General features: G+C 65.9%; 14 protein-coding genes and 1 pseudogene. 6 read left to right on the top strand and 9 right to left on the bottom strand.

The features are described from left to right. Both H537_RS57045 and H537_RS0114210 read left to right on the top strand, forming a co-directional pair. A pseudogene (locus H537_RS57045) lies at positions 1-231 on the top strand (hypothetical protein); the annotation flags it as partial. Positions 232-258: 27 nt separating this feature from the next. Beyond that, complete coding sequence (locus H537_RS0114210) at positions 259-681, top strand: PAS domain-containing protein (protein ID WP_028998448.1); 423 nt, start codon at positions 259-261, stop codon at positions 679-681. Between the two features lie 811 nt (positions 682-1,492). Here H537_RS0114210 and H537_RS0114200 read toward each other — a convergent pair. From H537_RS0114200 to H537_RS0114180, 5 genes are all read right to left on the bottom strand, one after another. Continuing rightward, on the bottom strand, positions 1,493-1,969 hold the full coding sequence (locus H537_RS0114200; protein ID WP_028998447.1) for a nucleoside deaminase: 477 nt from the start codon (positions 1,967-1,969) through the stop codon (positions 1,493-1,495). Between the two features lie 18 nt (positions 1,970-1,987). Then, positions 1,988-2,323: a hydroxyisourate hydrolase gene (uraH, locus tag H537_RS0114195; protein WP_028998446.1), complete on the bottom strand. Its 336-nt coding sequence runs from the start codon at positions 2,321-2,323 to the stop codon at positions 1,988-1,990. A 49-nt stretch (positions 2,324-2,372) separates the two neighbouring features. Further along, positions 2,373-2,900, bottom strand: a complete 528-nt coding sequence (locus H537_RS0114190; RefSeq protein WP_028998445.1) for a hydroxyisourate hydrolase — start codon at positions 2,898-2,900, stop codon at positions 2,373-2,375. Positions 2,901-3,020: 120 nt separating this feature from the next. Continuing rightward, positions 3,021-3,536, bottom strand: coding sequence for a 2-oxo-4-hydroxy-4-carboxy-5-ureidoimidazoline decarboxylase (gene uraD, locus H537_RS0114185; protein ID WP_238446690.1), 516 nt, complete (start codon positions 3,534-3,536; stop codon positions 3,021-3,023). 48 nt (positions 3,537-3,584) lie between these two features. Further along, the gene (locus tag H537_RS0114180) at positions 3,585-4,931 is read right to left on the bottom strand and encodes an MFS transporter (protein ID WP_028998443.1); all 1,347 of its coding nucleotides are present in this window, start codon (positions 4,929-4,931) and stop codon (positions 3,585-3,587) included. Between the two features lie 187 nt (positions 4,932-5,118). On the opposite strand from H537_RS0114180, the gene H537_RS0114175 reads away from it, so the two are divergent. The 3 genes from H537_RS0114175 (at position 5,119) to H537_RS0114165 (ending at position 7,827) form a co-directional block, all read left to right on the top strand. Then, the gene (locus H537_RS0114175; RefSeq protein WP_028998442.1) at positions 5,119-6,096 is read left to right on the top strand and encodes a LysR substrate-binding domain-containing protein; all 978 of its coding nucleotides are present in this window, start codon (positions 5,119-5,121) and stop codon (positions 6,094-6,096) included. Positions 6,097-6,772: 676 nt separating this feature from the next. After that, positions 6,773-7,468 (top strand): UPF0149 family protein, encoded by a 696-nt coding sequence (locus H537_RS0114170; RefSeq protein WP_028998441.1) that lies wholly within the window; start codon positions 6,773-6,775, stop codon positions 7,466-7,468. A gap of 14 nt (positions 7,469-7,482) precedes the next feature. Next, positions 7,483-7,827: a hypothetical protein gene (locus H537_RS0114165; protein WP_028998440.1), complete on the top strand. Its 345-nt coding sequence runs from the start codon at positions 7,483-7,485 to the stop codon at positions 7,825-7,827. Positions 7,828-7,960: 133 nt separating this feature from the next. On the opposite strand, the gene H537_RS52825 is transcribed toward H537_RS0114165, so the two are convergent. Together H537_RS52825 and H537_RS0114160 are read right to left on the bottom strand one after the other, a co-directional pair. Next, positions 7,961-8,419, bottom strand: coding sequence for a hypothetical protein (locus H537_RS52825; RefSeq protein WP_156901703.1), 459 nt, complete (start codon positions 8,417-8,419; stop codon positions 7,961-7,963). A gap of 342 nt (positions 8,420-8,761) precedes the next feature. Further along, entirely contained in the window at positions 8,762-9,127 is a 366-nt protein-coding gene (locus H537_RS0114160) for a response regulator (protein ID WP_028998439.1), read from the bottom strand. Positions 9,128-9,299: 172 nt separating this feature from the next. Here H537_RS0114160 and H537_RS0114155 point away from each other — a divergent pair, with 172 nt between their 5' ends. Further along, a complete protein-coding gene (locus tag H537_RS0114155; protein ID WP_028998438.1) occupies positions 9,300-9,962 on the top strand; it encodes a hypothetical protein in 663 nt (220 codons plus the stop codon). A 719-nt stretch (positions 9,963-10,681) separates the two neighbouring features. Here the strand turns inward: H537_RS0114155 and H537_RS0114150 are convergent. Beyond that, the gene (locus H537_RS0114150) at positions 10,682-11,710 is read right to left on the bottom strand and encodes a YsnF/AvaK domain-containing protein (RefSeq protein WP_028998437.1); all 1,029 of its coding nucleotides are present in this window, start codon (positions 11,708-11,710) and stop codon (positions 10,682-10,684) included. Positions 11,711-12,050: 340 nt separating this feature from the next. Further along, positions 12,051-14,930, bottom strand: coding sequence for a bifunctional diguanylate cyclase/phosphodiesterase (locus tag H537_RS49235; RefSeq protein WP_084150671.1), 2,880 nt, complete (start codon positions 14,928-14,930; stop codon positions 12,051-12,053). Positions 14,931-14,996: the final 66 nt, after the last annotated feature.

Raw genomic sequence — 14,996 nt, 5'->3', positions numbered from 1 at the left:
TATTACGGCATCACCTTCGACATCACCGAGCGCAAGGCTGCCGAGCAGGCGCAACGCCGCGCCGTGGAGGAGTTCCGGGCGCTCACCCACCTCGTGCCGAGCATTGTCTGGGCCGCGTCACCGCAGGGACAGCCCGACTTCGTCAACGAGCAGTGGTTCCGGTTCACCGGGCTGCCTCGCCACGGGCGCGGCACGCGCGCCTGGGTCCGACAGATCCATACACGGGACTGACCACGAGCCCAGGCGGCATGGAAGACCGTGCGGCGCACCGGCACGCCCTACCAGGTGGAGCTGCGGCTGCGCAGTGCCGCGGGCGACTACCGCTGGTTCCTGGTGCGCGCGCAACTGCTGCACGATGCGGGTGGGCACGGGGCGCGCCGGTTCGCCGTGGCCACGGACATCCACGAGCAGCGCGTAGCGCGCGAGCTGCTGGAGCGCCAGGTGCAGCAGCGCACCGCGGAGCTGCAGCTCGCGAGCGCGCGCGAGCACGCCATCGTCGCCAGTGCGGGCAGCGCCGTCCTGCTCGACGTTGCCGACGCCGCGGTGGCGTGGTGGCAGGCGCGCAAGCCCGCGGACTGGTCACTGGAGCAGCACTTGGCCTATCCGGCCATCAACTGCGATGGCGACGCCGAACGCCAGCTCGCGGAGGCTGTCGCCAAGTGGATGGAGCTCAAAAAGTAGGCAGCTCTTCTCGGGGCCACCACTGCCATCGGCCAGGAGCCCTATGGCGAAGCGCGGAGGAGTTCCCACGCAAGCAATGCAAAGTGACCCCTTTTGTGCGGTTGGGCCTCTCGAAGGGCCGCAGCGCAGCGGGGCGCCCTGGCCGCAAGCGTGTCCGGCGGTGAAGCCGCTGAACAGGCCGTCTCTGGCGAGATTTCTTGGGGAAATGTGAGGTCCGTTGTGCAGCGAGCGCCTGGTATCGGGCACGAGCAAGGCGGAACTTCAACCGCGCGCTCTGGACAACGGGCTGTCGCCAAGCATCCGCCAGCGACGCAGCTCGGGCAAGGTGGCACTTTTTGTGCGCCGCAGCCCTGCTGCGGCGGTCCCAGGTGGCCGGCCAGGTCCGGCCGGGGCGCACGTGTCGATGTTCGGCAAGGAAACGCCGTCATCTCCAAAGAATGGGCCACCTTCGCTGCAGGTGAACCGCTCGGGCGGTGCAAACGGATGGGGTACCAAGATCGGCACTGCGCTGCAGTTCTCGATTCCCTGCCAGACACAGACGAGGTCGCGCTCCACGCCGATCTTGTTTCCGGCAGCGGCACAGGGCACCTCGCTGGGATAGTGGCCGACTTCCATGCCGCAAGTCCGCAACGCTTGGTGCGGCGACTTCACCTGCCCTGCGCCACCGACCCTACGAGGCGCAGCGCCGGCGGCATGCGCTTCCCACGCCGGGGGGCTACGCCGGGTCTGGTGCGCGGGCCGCCTGCCACCGGCAAGGTGGCGGGCAGCCGGGAGTTTGCGCTGCAGCTGGATTTGCAGCGCCAGCCAAAGATCAGCGCGTAGCGCGCTCCCAGGCTTCGTACAGGTCTTCGCCCTCGTCACGCACGGGCAGCGAACGCAGGGGCATCTCGCGCTCTTCGATGGGGCGCGCAATTTCCACATAGCCACGCGCGGCCGACAGGTCGTAGGGCTCGCCGTCCTCGTTGGAGTAGGCGTAGTACACCTCCTTCACGCCGGCCAGGTACATGGCCGTGAGGCACATGGAGCACGGGTAGCCGCTGGCATACACGACGCTGCCAGACAGGTCGGTGTCGCCCTGCGCCTTGGCGGCCATGCGCACGGCCTGCATCTCGGCATGCGCGCTGGGGTCGCACAGGACGTCGACCTCGTTGACCGCATTGGCCAGCACCTTGCCGTTGCGCACCAGCACGGCACCGAAGGGCCAGGTCTTGCGCTCGCGAACGTTGCGCATGGCCAGGCGCAGGGCGTCGACCATGTACTTTTCTGCGTTGGGATCGGCTTGGGACATCGTTGGGATCTCCTGCGGTCAGCTACCGCGGTAAGTGGAAAAGAACCAAGGCGCGCACAGCATCGGCACGTGGTAGTGCTGCGCGGCGTCGGAGATGGAAAAGCGCACGGGCACCACGTCCGAGAGCCCGTCGGCAGCCTTGAAGAAGTCGCCGACGTGAAAGCGCAGCTCGAAGTGGCCGGTGCGTGCATCCTTGCCCGCCAAGACGGGCGCATCGGTGCGGCCGTCGGCGTTGGTGCGCACGTTGTTCAGGCGCGTGGGCGGGTTGGTCGCCATGTCGTAGAGCTCCACCTGCATGCCCGCCAGAGGCTTGCCGGTGGTGATGTTGAGCACGTGCGTCGAAATGCCGGTCATGACGGTCCCTTTGTCTCGAGTACGAGTGGATGAGGCAAGTGATGCAGGCTCAGCTGCCGCGCGAATAGGTGTAGCTCCACGGTCCGAACTGGATCGGCAGGTGGATGCGCTCGGCAACGTTCACCACGCGCATGCGCACCGGCAGCTTCGTGAGGAATGGCGGCTTGGGCAGCTTGGCGCCCTTGGCGGCAAAGTAGTCGTCCACGTGCAGCAGCAGCTCGTAGTCGCCGGCCTGGTAGCTCTCGCCGATCAGGAGCGGCTCGTCGGAGCGCCCGTTGCCGTTCATCACCACCGAGCGCACCAGCTTGTACTGGCCGCCTTCGAGCCTGGAGAAATCAATGCGCAACCCGGTGGCGGCCGCACCGTGGAAGGTGTCCAGCGCGTGCACCGTCAGGCGCGGGCTCACGCCGTGCAGCACGATGGGGCCGCTGGCCTGGGCTGGGCCAGCCGGCGCAGCGGCCGGCTGTGCCGGTGCCTGCGCCAGTGCAGCGCGGGGTGCCAGCGCCGCAGCGCCCAGGGCCAGCCCCGAGAGCGCAAACTGCCTGCGCGCGGGGCGGGACACGACTTGATTCTCCATGCTTGTCTCCTTGTGTTTGTGTGCCCGCTTGCGGGCGTGGAGCACCGGTCCGGCGCACCGCGCGCGGCCGGCTGGAACGGGAACGTGTCGTCGGGAAAAGAGAGTGCGGGTGGTCCGTCTTCAGGCATGCACCAGGGCGTCGATGCGCCCGCGGGTGATGAACCCGATCTGCTCGAGCGCGGCGCGGTGCTCGGTGTCCGTGCTCGCGGCGCAGCGCGTGCGCAGCGCCTCGAAAATCTGCTGCTTGGTATGGCGGCGCACGGCAATGATGAAGGGGAAGCCGTGGCGATCGCGGTAGACACGGTTCAGGCGCTGCATCTCTTGCATCTCGTCGCGGCTGAGCGCGTCGAGGCCGGCGCTGCGCTGCTCGCCCACGGATTCGACCGTCATCGTGCCGGCCTGCGCCTCGCGGCCGGCCAGCTCGGGGTGGCCGCGAAGAAAGGCAACGCGGCGCTCGTCGGAGGCCTCACGCACCACGTCGAGCATCGCAGCGTGCAGCGCATCGATGGTGGCGAAGGGCCGGCGAGCCCAGGCGGCTTGCGCGATCCAGGCGGCGTTCTCGAAGGTCGGGCCCACGGCGGCGACAAAGGCATCACGGTCCATGGCGTTGAGCTCGGCCAGGTTCAGGCGGGTCATGGTGAGGGTCATCGTTCGGTTCTCGCAAGTGAGGGCGCCGCCAGCCGCTCAGTGCGCCGCAACGGCGGCAGCGGGCTGCTTGCGGTAGGAAGGCACGCAGGCCAGGACCAGCAAGGTGGCGCAGATTTCGATCGCGGCCACCACGTACAGGCCGGGCGAGAGGCTGCCGGTGGCAGTCTTGATCAGGCCCAGCATCCAGGGCGCGCCAAATCCGGCCAGGTTGGCAATGGAGTTGATTAGCGCCACGCCGCCGGCGGCCGCGGTGCCGGCCAGAAAGCGGTTGGGCATCTGCCAGAACACCGGGATGGCGCTCATGGTTCCCACGATGGCCAGCGTCAGGCCCACCAGAACGGCCAGCGCACTGTGGCCCAGGAAGGCCGCCACGCCCAGCAGCGAGGCAGCACCCAGCGCAGCGGCCAGGCCGCAATGCCAGCGAGATTCCTGGTGCTTGTCGGAGTGGAAGCCGTTCCAGATCATGCCGGCGGCGCCGAACAGGTAGGCCACGGCCATGATCCAGCCCACGGCCACGGGGCTGGTGAAGCCCACTTCCTTGACCAGCGTCGGGCCGTAGAAGGTCAGCGACGAATTGGCAGCGATGATGCAGAAGAAGATCAGGATCAGCAGCCAGATGCGGCCGCTCCTGAGCGAAGCCAGCATGCTGTGCTCGCGGTGGCCCAGCGAGTGGCCGTCGCGCTCCAGGTCTTCGTGCACCAACTGGCGCTCGCGCTGCGTGAGCCAGCTGGCCTGCTCGGGCTTGTCGGTCAGGTAGAAGTAGGTGACGAAGCCGGCGACGACCGAAGGGATGCCCTCGAGCAGCAGCACCCATTGCCAGCCCGACCAGCCGTTCACGCCGTGCATGCCGGTCATGATGGTGCCGGCCAGCGGCCCGCCGATCACGCCCGCCAAGGCGGAGGCCGACATGAACATGCCGAAGGCCTTGGCGCGTCGGTCGTTCGGGAACCAGTAGGTCAGGTACAGGATGATGCCGGGGTAGAAGCCGGCCTCGAACACACCCAGCAGGAAGCGCACGAAATAGAACTGCTCGGGCGTCTTCACGAACATCGCGGCGATGGAGGTCAGGCCCCAGCCGATGGTGATGCGCATGATGGTCTTCTTGGCCCCGATGCGCTGCAGCAGCAGGTTGCTGGGAACCTCGAAGAAGAAGTAGCCCAGGAAGAAGATGCCGGCGCCCAACCCGTACACGGCTTCGCTCCACTTGAGCTCGTCGAGCATGGTCAGCTTGATGAAGCCGATGTTGACCCGGTCGATCCAGGCCAGCACCCACAGGAGCATCAGGAAGGGGATGAGCCGCCAGATGATCTTGCGATAGACCCCGTCCAGTTCGGACGGGGTGGCGGAAGGCAGGGCGGATGCGGCCGCTGCGGTGGATGTCATGCTTGTCTCCTCGGTCCTGGACCTGTGGCTTGGCGGTCCAATCCCGGTCCGAAAGGAGCCGCCGCCTGGGGGCGCACTGTAGGAACAATGGTCCTGGCGCGCGCGAGGCGTGCGGAATGTGCGCCATAAATCAGCGCTATAGATCGCGCCCCCAAAGGACGCGCCATCCGCTTGAACCCTTAGAAACATGACAAGAAGCCAGGACCTAGTCGACATCCACCTGCTGCGCGTGCTGACGGCACTGGTGGCCGAGCGCAGCGTCTCGCGCGCGGCGGTGCGAATGAACCAGACGCAGCCGGCCATCAGCGCGGCTCTCAAGCGGCTGCGCGACGCCTTCAACGACCCGATCCTGGTGCGCGAGCGCGGCGGCATGGTGCCCACGGCCCGGGCGCTGCAGCTGCGCCAGAGCGCGCGAGAGGTGCTAGGCGAGATCGACCGCATGCTGGCCGGACCCGAGCGCTTCGAGCCAGGCGCCAGCGTCATGACCTTTACCGTGGCCACGCCGGACTACTTGGCCGCCAGCTTCATGGCCAAGGTGGTGGGCCGCTTCCGTGCTCAGGCGCCGCAGGCGCGTCTGCTGATCCATCCACTGACGCCCGGCTACGACTACGAGCGTGCCCTGGCGCAGGGTGAGCTGGACATCGTGATCGGCAACTGGCCGCTGCCGCCCGAGCGCATGCACCTGTCGTTGCTCATCGAAGACGAGTTGGTGTGCATGATGAGTCCGAGCAATCCGCTGGCCGCGCCGGGCGCGATGACGCTGCAGCGCTACCTGGCGGCCGCGCACGTGGTGCCCACGCCCTTTGCCAAGTCTCACCGTGCGGTGGTCGACAGCTACCTGGCCGGCCTGCGGCAAACCCGCGACGCGCGCGTGTTCGTGCCCTACTACGCCATGGCGCCCTACCTGGTGGCCCAGAGCGACCTCGTGTTCACCACCGCGCGCCACTTCGCCGAGCAGTTCACCTCCAGCCTGCCGGTGGTGAGCGTGGCGGCCCCCGAAGGCTTTCCGCGCATGCGCTTCTACCAGCTGTGGCACGAGCGCTCGCAGCACCAGGCGGCCCACCGCTGGCTGCGCGGCCTGCTGTCAACGGTGGGCAGCCACCTGGCGCAAGCGGCTCCGGGTGCGACGAGCGGCACGCCGGCCGATGGGACCAACGACGGGTAGTCGAGCCATCAACCTCTCCTTCGATTCGTCCCTTTCTCCGGGCGCCGGCACGCCAGGAAACCGGGCCGCGCTGGCAGCCAGCCTCACGCCGGGCGCAGCCCCTGGCCGTTACGACCGACCGCACGGCCGCAGCGCGCCCGACGCCGCATCCAGTCAACGCCCACCCGCCATGGAGCCGGCCGATGCCCAGTCCTGCTCATCGACGATCCATAATTTTGGATATGGCCGTCGTTGGAGGTGCAGCGGCAAAAACGCCCAACAGCAACGACCCGTTGCGGCACGCGCCGCTGCAGGTCAAAAGGCGAATTCAGGTCCAGCAGACCACACTTGACCGACTTCTGCGGCACGCAGAAACGGATGCTTTGCGGCGGATTGCAATACCCGCAGCACCGGTGAGGCGCCATTCACGGTAAGCACAAGCTCGATGAGATGCCCAGGGGCAAGGTGCAACCCAGGTCCAAGCCCACGCGCGCATCCTTGAAGGCCCGCGTCGCCAAACTCCTTACCGAGCTGGACGGGGCCGAGGTGCAATTGCCTGTCCCGGCGCAGATCGCCACGCCGGCGGCTGAAGCACCAGCAGGGCTGCGGTGACTCTCAACCATGTGGCTGCGGTCATGGGCCCCCCCGATGCGCCACAATGCCGCTGCACTGCGCTGCATGCCCAACCTTCACGCCCATGCTTGCCGCCTCGACCTCCGATCCCCTGGCCGAGCAGGAGCTTGACCAGCTCCACGATGCCCTGCATGCCGGCTGTGCAGCCATGAAGTTGGAGGCAATGGACGGGTACTTCACGGCGTTGATCTGCAGCCCCGAGTTCGTGTCCCCGAACGAGGCCGTGCAGCAGGTGCTGGGTGGCAAGTTCGCCTTCGATGGCGATGAGCAAGCCGGCCAGATCATCGGCCTGATGATGCGCCACTCGAACTGGATTGTCGCGGAGCTGCAGCGCACCCTAGCCGGGCCGGATGTGTACCTGCTGGTGCTGCTGGAGGATGAGGCGGGCGTGGTGCACGGCAACGACTGGGCGCACGGCTTCATGCGCGGCGTGCAGGCGCGCCCGGGCAGCTGGAACGAGCTCATTGCCAGCGACAAGGAAGGCGGCTGCCTGCTGCCGATGATGATGCTGGTTCACGAGCACGATCCGGATCCCGGGATGCGGCCGCCGCCCATCGATGCCGACAGGCGCCAGGAAGTGATCGCGACCATGATTGCCGGCGCAACCCGGTGCTACCGCTACTACGAGCCGGCCCGGCGCGCGGGCGCCGTTGGGCATGCGCCGCTGCGCCGGCAGGCTCCCAAGGTCGGCCGCAACGAGCCCTGCCCTTGCGGCAGCGGGCGCAAGTACAAGCACTGCTGCGCGCAGACGCTGCATTGAGTCAGGGGAGAACCGTGAGCCAGGACGACTTTCCGCTGGACGCCAACGGCCCGGCCTACACCGCACCGCAGCAGCGCCATGGCGTGCCGCTGAACTACGTCGGCGAGAAGCTGGGCCATGCGATCGAGGAACTCCATCGCTTCGCCCGCCAGCATCCACAGCAGCGCCAGGCGCTGCTGGCGCCGATGCACTACTTGCTCGTGGCGCACCTGGGCCTGCACAACATGCTGGCCAAGGCCAATGACCGATCACTGCCCCTGCGGCTGCTTGAAGGCAGCGAGGCTGAGCTGCGGAGTTGGCTGGCGCTGATTGAGCGCGAGGGCGACGTCGCTGGCCTGGCGGGCCTGGATGAGCCCTGAGCCAAGGCCCGACTCAAGGGCAAGCGGTGCCCGCGACGCGCACGGCCTCAGTGCACCGTAGCCAAGAGCAGAAACTGTGTCGGCGTCGAGACCGGCCGGCTGAGCGATGAGGTCATGGTGCCGGTATGGCTGCTCACGCAGCTCCAAGGTCCGGTTCTGGGTTCGGACGTGCCAGCAGTGCCGTCACGGCAGCTTTCACCTGGCACTCCTGCCAGTACCGACCGCTCACGGCGCACGCGCAGCGAGTGCCTTCGCTGCCCTGGCGGTCCTCGTAGAACACCGCGGGGCCATTGGCCCCGTTCCCGACGTAGACCGCGTCCAATGGACAGCCCAGGTCCGTCGCAATGATCCCCAGGGCGGCGGTGTGCCTGGAGGTGAGCGCTTCGTTGACCGGAAACAGCCGCTTCACGCGGCATACCTCACCGCAGGATGGATACGGCTTGCCGTTGGCGCGGCGACGCTGGAAGCATCGGACGGTGGTGCCGACACGGCGCCAGCCCATTCGCGGGCAACTTGCGTGCACCAGCGCGGCGATGATGTGCGTCGCGTCACGCGGACCGCCAAAGCCTGTTCCAGCACCCAGCCGCAGCAAGGTGCCAGTGCTGCGCCAGCAGTCGCTCCGAAGACGCGGCCGCCTCAGCAAGACGCCGGGCAGGCGTGGTCTGCGCGCCGCACGGCGTCCTCGATCGCCGCTGCCTTCACAGCGCCAAGAGGCCCCAGCACGCGCCGCAGCTCGCGCAGCACAGCGGCGAGTGGCTCCGGGCAGGCGCCTGCACCAGAAGGCGACAGCGCCAGATCACGGGCGCTTTGCAGGGATGGTGGACCTTGCCGAGCCACCCATGGCTACCCACAGCCGCCCACAGCCGCCCATAGCCGCTCAGCGGCAGCAGACACTGCCGCAGCACGCCGACGGCGGACCTCCCGTGGCGGTCATTCACGAGGCATTGGGCAATGGCCACCATCGCAGCAACGTCGTGTACAGCCGAGCGGGCTCCACCGGCTTGGCCACATGGTCGTTCATGCCTGCGTCCAAGCACGCTTGCCGGTCCTCGCCAAAGGCATTGGCTGTCATGGCCACGATGGGCAGCGCTGCACCGATGCGCTGGCGAATTTGCCTCGTGGCCTCCAGGCCGTCCATGAACGGCATCTGGATGTCCATCCGCACCAGGTCATAGGACCTGCTGGATACCAACTTCAGCGCGCTGCATCCGTTGTCGGCAGCCTCGACCTCCAGTGCCGCGGCACGCACCACGGCAGACGTCACCGCCTGGTTGACGAAGTGGTCTTCAACCAGCAGCACGCGCTGCCCGCTGTGGCGCCCTTTTTTGTGCTGGTCAGACCACCGGAACTGCCAGCAGCGCCACGCCTCAAGCCCGCATGGAAGAAGGCCATTCATGTGGCCGGGAAGGTGTCAGCCGGACGGCATATCCTGCAGGCAAGGATTCAACGCAAGCCGGCGAAGCGAGACGAACATGACTGCGACCAAGGCGGCTGATTTCTGGCAAACCGTGCTGGCACACGCGGACCAGCTCCGGCTGCTGTCCCAGCTGACTCCCGATGAGCCCGGATGGCAACACGCGATCAAAGGCGTCAGGCAGGCCGGCGAGGTCCTGGCCGATGCCGTAGCAGCCTTTGATGAGCGCCTGGGCATCGAAATCGACAACACCCCAACGCAGGACGGCTCCGCGATACGGCTGGCGGTCACTTGCAATGGCGATCCGGACGGTGTGGACGCAGTGCTGGCGCTGACAGCCGCTGCACCGGCACTGCCGGATGGTCTGATCGTGCACGCCTTCAAGCCCCCGGTACCCAAGGAGGTGATGGCCGACTTCGGCGTCATCGAATTTGCCGATACCGAGGTCCGGTTCCAAGACGTGAGGTACGTGGCGGCCCCCAGCGAGGACAGTCCGGGGCGTTACGACATCGTCTGCTTCCTAGCGCCCGAGGCCGCCATCGACGTTGACGAAAACATCCCGGGGATCACGGTCGCGGCCGTCGTGCTCGGGATGGGCTTGGGTGAGCTCAAGGTCATGAAGCTCGTGGCGCGTCTGGGTGTGCTGCTGACCAATGAGCCGCCGGCCAACAGCGTCTCGGCTTGGGAGCTTGCCGACCGGCTGTACAGCACCAGCCATTAGAGGATGGAACGAGTCGGTCAACACAGTCCACGTCGCACCTGTGCTGAGCGGTGACGTCGTCGGGCTAGAGACCGATATCCCATGAGCACCACCCAAGCCGTTCACCAGCGCCAAGCCGCCAATCCTGACTGCGTTGTTCGAGGAAGATCCGATGCGCAGGAACCATGGCCCGAGCAGGCCGGCCTGATTCTTCGTGCCTTGACTGGGCCTACCCGGCCGTCCAGCACAGCGGCACACACAGTGTGGCGCCTCGCGGCATCAGCGCATTCATTGGCGCTTGGCCGCGCGCGCGTTGACTGAAGAAAGCATTCTCCAGAATCCCGGTTATTGCGCCCAGTACAGGGCGAGCACGCCCTGTGGACGCTGCAAGGCCACGATGAGCCAACCGCACCGGCCGCTCAACACGGTCCAGCCTGTCCTGGACAGCGCGCGTCCGGGCTGGGACGCGCACCGATCTTCTGGCGCTTCTGGTCCCCGGGCCCCACGAGGCCGGCGTACTGATGGCTTCGCGCCGTGCAAGCAGAACATCGGGCCCACCGCTCGGCAGTTCTGATGTTTTTCGGGGCTGCGCAAGGGGGCACAAGATGCGATGCGTAGGCGTGCGCATTAGCAGGGCCGTGCTGGAGCTGGGCCATGCTGGATGGCGAGCGCAACGGCGGGGCTCCGGTACGCTCGCTCACGACCATCTGCCCCAGCTCGGCTGCACGGCCGGCCGGCCGTTACGAGGTCACGCGCTCCCAGCCACGGCGCACGGCGGCCTTCATGCGCTCCCAGGTGCCGCCGGGGTTGCGAGTTTCCCAATCCGCGCGGGCCTCGGGCTCGAGCTCGTCCCAGTGGCGCCCGGCGTAGCGCGGGTCGTCACGCAGCGCGTGGCCATAGCGGTAGGCCGGCTCGTAGTCCTCGTAGAGACCGCCCTCGGCCGCGAAGCGGGCATTGAAGTCGTTGCGGTAGTAGTCCCGGTCGAAGGCGCCGACGGCCGTGGTGCCGGGAATGCGTTCGACCTCGACCTCGGTGCTGCGCACCGTGTCACTGACCTGCTCGGTGCGCTGCTCCACTGTCTTGCCCACGCGCACCTCTTCCACCACGCGCGCGGTCTTGGCGACTACCGCCTGCTCGGCGGTTTCGCGGACCTCGATGGTGCGGTCCTTGAGGTCCGCCAAGTCGGCGGCAGTGGCCGGTCGGTCCACCGGACGGCGCTCGACCTGGACATGTTCCTGGCGCAACTGCACCGTCTCGCTCACGGGAGTCTCAACGGTGCGCGCGTACACCCGCAAGCCGCCGGTGCTGACCACCCGCTTGCCCACCTGGAGCTCTTCCTTCACCACGGGGATCACGCCTTCGGCAGGCTGGGCGGAGGCCGTCCCCGAGGCGCTACTCCACCCCTGCGCACGCCAGGACTCCACGCGCTGGTCGATGTCCACAGCACTGGCTGTCGTGAAAGCCTCGCGCACGTCGTCCAGCTGCGCGTCGTCGTCGATCTCCACCTTGAGCAGCGCGCCGCCGCGGCGCACCGCCTCGGCATAGTGGCCGACCTCGGGCTCGTCCGGCGGGCCAAACATGTCGGAGAAGAAACCTCGCACCCGGCTCGTCAAGGCGGCGTCGGGCTGCGCGGTCGTGCCTGCCGTGGCGGCGCCTTCGGCGTGAGTTATCTGGACGTGGCCAGGATCGGTGCCCTTGGCGGTGAGGATCTGCAGCGCGCGCTGCGCGTCAGCCTCGGAGTCAAACAACCCAACGACAGTCTGTTTCATGGCGAAGTCCTTCAAGTTCAGGTGATCCCGAACATGGCAACCCGGATGCCGTTGCTGCGGACCTGTCCAGATGTGGGCAACCCGCCCGGTCGGCTTGGCCGCCATGGCTGTCCCACACCGTGCCCATTGGTTAGCACCGCGAACATAGGGCTGACAGGGATTCTCGGACTTTCGGTGCATTTTGGTCGCTTCAATGCCAAGAGTCCAACGAGCTCGATAACTTGCGTCGCTGCTGGCGGCCGCCCTTGGAGCCGCCGTACAACGTTTTGCAAGTGTCTGTCGTGCATCAAGAAATCGGCAGCAGGTGCACCAAAATGCACCGAAAGTCCGAGAACCCCGGCTACAGCGACAACTCGACACAAGGGATGTCGTCTTCCAGAAGCTGATGAAATTTTTCCGGCGGGATGGGTGGACTGAAGAAATAGCCCTGGAACAGGCGGCAGCCGTTGGCCCTAAGAAACTCGTACTGCACGGCAGTTTCAATGCCTTCGGCAACTACTTCGATACCCAACTCGTGACCCATTGCAATCACGGCTCGCGCAATGGTGGCGTCGCTGGCATCAGTAAGTACGTCATTCACAAATGAGCGGTCGATCTTCAGCTCCTGTAGCGGCATCTCCTTCAAGTAGGCGAGCGATGAGTAGCCGGTACCAAAATCGTCCAACGCGAAACTGATCCCACGCTGACGCAGCGCGTTCATCTTCGCGACGATGTCTTTGACGTCATCGACGAACAAGCTCTCGGTTATCTCCAACGTGAGTCTGGCCGGGTCCGCGCCGGTTTGCTCAACAACACGCAGCACATTCGCGACGAATTCGGCATGCCTGAACTCACGAGGGCTGACGTTGACCGCGATGCCCAAGTGGCGCCGGCGAGGATGTCCAGCCCAGGTCACCAGCTGTTTGCAAGCCTTGCGCAACACGACCTCGCCGAGCTGCACGATCAAACCCGTTTCCTCGGCCAGGGCGATGAAGGACTGTGGCGGAACGATGCCACAGCCAGGCTGTTCCCAACGCACCAGTGCCTCGGCGCCGACAATGCTTCCATGCACGTCAACCTTGGGCTGCAGGTAGATCTTGAACTGATCTTCTGCCAGGGCTCGGCGCATGTTCTGTTCCAGCGCAGCGCGCGCCATCAGCCGGGCTTGCATGGCGGGCTCGAAAAAGCGCAGTGTGTTGCGTCCTGCCTCCTTGGCTTGGTAGAGAGCGATGTCTGCCTGTTTCATCAACTCTTCAAGGGTGCTGTCCACGTCCGAGTGGATGGCGATACCGATACTGGAGGTACTGTGGTAGACCTCCCCGGCGAGGTCCTCGTAGTCCTGGTTGAGCTCACACATGATCTTCAAGGCCACTCCTTCGGCTTGCACAGCGGCCTGGTCGCCACGTTCATCCAGGCCCTCGATCAAGACCACGAACTCGTCCCCGCCAAGGCGGGCCACCGTGTCCACCTCACGCACGCAGTGCACCAGCCGCTGCGCCACTTGGCACAGCAGCGCGTCACCCACGTCGTGGCCCAGGGTGTCGTTGAGGGTCTTGAACTTGTCCAAATCCAGGAACATGAGCGCCAGCGACTGCCCATGCTGAGGGCAGTCGAGCATAGCCTGGCGCAGTCGTTCCATGAGCAGGCGACGGTTGGGTAGCCCTGTAAGCGGGTCGTAGAAGGCGAGCTTGCGGTTCTCCTCCTCGGAGGCCTTGCGCTCCGTGATGTCCGTGAGCGTGACTACGAAGTGGGTCAGCACGTCGCGCTCGTCGCGAACACCTGCGAGCGTGACCCAGGCCGGATAGCGCTCACCGTTCTTGCGGCGGCTCCACACCTCGCCTTTCCACGAACCAGTGCACTCCACCGTGCGCCGCATCTCCGGAAACAAGGACGCTCCATGGCGCTCGAAGCCGAGCATGTCCACGCCGTGACCAATGATCTCGTCGGCGGCATGGCCCGTAACGGCGTGCTGAGCACCGTTAGCTTGCAGAATGCGGACATCGGCATCGAGCACCAGCATGCCCTCCTGCGCCTCGAAGGCTGTCGCGGCAATGCGCAGCCGCGTTTCCGACTCCTTGCGCTGGTCCATGTGGTCGAGGAAGGTGTTGAACCATTGCGCCAAGTCTGCAATGGGCTTCAGCGACCGGGGCCGCGGCATGCGCCAGCCCGGTGCGAGGTGGTTGATCTGAAAGTTCTTGAAACCTTGGGCAATGGCGCCGATAGGCTCCACGATGCGCATCGCAAACAGCCGCAGCAGCACCAGGACCAGCAGCATCATGAAGAGCAACATCACGCCGGCCACACGGCGGATGTCGGCCATGGGCGCGAGCAGCGTTTGCTTGGGAATGATGCTGAGTACGTACCAGTTCTTCTCCGGGATGACCTCGTAGCTCAGCAGCACGTCGTCGTCGCCCAAGCGCTGAGTAAACGAACCGGAGGAACCTTCAAGCAGGGCAGCGAACTCGGCTGCCACGGGCTGGCCAATCTTGTTCTTATCGGGGTGATAGATCAGCCGTCGCTGCTCATCGAGCACCATCAGTGACGCGCCTGGGCCGATTGATACCGTGCTGAGGCGCTCGTGGAGATAGTCGGTCGAATAGTTGATCAACAGCATCGCCACTGGCTCGGCGCGCAGCCATGACGACCTGGCACTCACCAACATCTTCGAAGCAGCCAACACCTTCTGAGAGCTCGAGGCCTTCTCGATATTGTCCTCGACCCCGTGCCAAGTGACGAAGGCGTTGGAGCGCAAGGTACGCTCAAGTAGCTCATTGCGCAATTCGGATCGCTCGTTGCTTCCAGTCAGCGTGTCGCCGACGTGAAAGTGCGTGCCGTCCAGTGTGAAGATGTCGATTGACACCAGGCCACCTAGATTTCTGTAGTTGCTTAGCAGGTAGCCGATGCGGGCCTTGGTGGCCAGGCTATCGTAGATTGAGCCGCGCGTAGCGTTGTTGTTGATCCTGGAAAGCGTATTGGTGATTTCGTCGATCTGCGACAGGTTGGCTGCGAGCGACTCCACCTGCTCGAACTGCAGGACCAGGTAATCGCGCTGGTTTCGCAGCGTCTGCAGGCCCTGCTGCGAGGCCACGTCGAGGATGGTCCTCTCGGCGGCGCGATAGGAGACCACGTAATAGATCAGCAGCGGCAGGATGCTGATCAGCAGTAGCACACCCGTGAGTTGCAGCGCCAGCGTGCCACGCGGCCATCGAAGTACGTCGCCAATGCGTCTCAGGGGACTCATCTCAAAATTGTCCAGCTGTCCTGAAGATCGAATGCGTTACTGGGCGGGCAGCCAACGCAGCAGCAC

This window comes from Azohydromonas australica DSM 1124, assembly GCF_000430725.1.
Taxonomy (GTDB): Bacteria; Pseudomonadota; Gammaproteobacteria; order Burkholderiales; family Burkholderiaceae_C; genus Azohydromonas; species Azohydromonas australica.
The sequence above is the reverse complement of the archived record's forward strand: the minus strand, read 5'-3'. Positions and strand labels throughout refer to the sequence as shown.

What these genes read in the sequence shown, in the direction of transcription:
- H537_RS0114200 (WP_028998447.1), bottom strand. Translation starts at nt 1,969, where the DNA reads ATGTCCCAAGCCGATCCCAACGCAGAAAAGTACATGGTCGACGCCCTG.
- uraH (WP_028998446.1), bottom strand. Translation starts at nt 2,323, where the DNA reads ATGACCGGCATTTCGACGCACGTGCTCAACATCACCACCGGCAAGCCT.
- H537_RS0114190 (WP_028998445.1), bottom strand. Translation starts at nt 2,900, where the DNA reads ATGGAGAATCAAGTCGTGTCCCGCCCCGCGCGCAGGCAGTTTGCGCTC.
- uraD (WP_238446690.1), bottom strand. Translation starts at nt 3,536, where the DNA reads ATGACCCGCCTGAACCTGGCCGAGCTCAACGCCATGGACCGTGATGCC.
- H537_RS0114180 (WP_028998443.1), bottom strand. Translation starts at nt 4,931, where the DNA reads ATGACATCCACCGCAGCGGCCGCATCCGCCCTGCCTTCCGCCACCCCG.
- H537_RS0114175 (WP_028998442.1), top strand. Translation starts at nt 5,119, where the DNA reads ATGACAAGAAGCCAGGACCTAGTCGACATCCACCTGCTGCGCGTGCTG.
- H537_RS0114170 (WP_028998441.1), top strand. Translation starts at nt 6,773, where the DNA reads ATGCTTGCCGCCTCGACCTCCGATCCCCTGGCCGAGCAGGAGCTTGAC.
- H537_RS0114155 (WP_028998438.1), top strand. Translation starts at nt 9,300, where the DNA reads ATGACTGCGACCAAGGCGGCTGATTTCTGGCAAACCGTGCTGGCACAC.
- H537_RS0114150 (WP_028998437.1), bottom strand. Translation starts at nt 11,710, where the DNA reads ATGAAACAGACTGTCGTTGGGTTGTTTGACTCCGAGGCTGACGCGCAG.
- H537_RS49235 (WP_084150671.1), bottom strand. Translation starts at nt 14,930, where the DNA reads ATGAGTCCCCTGAGACGCATTGGCGACGTACTTCGATGGCCGCGTGGC.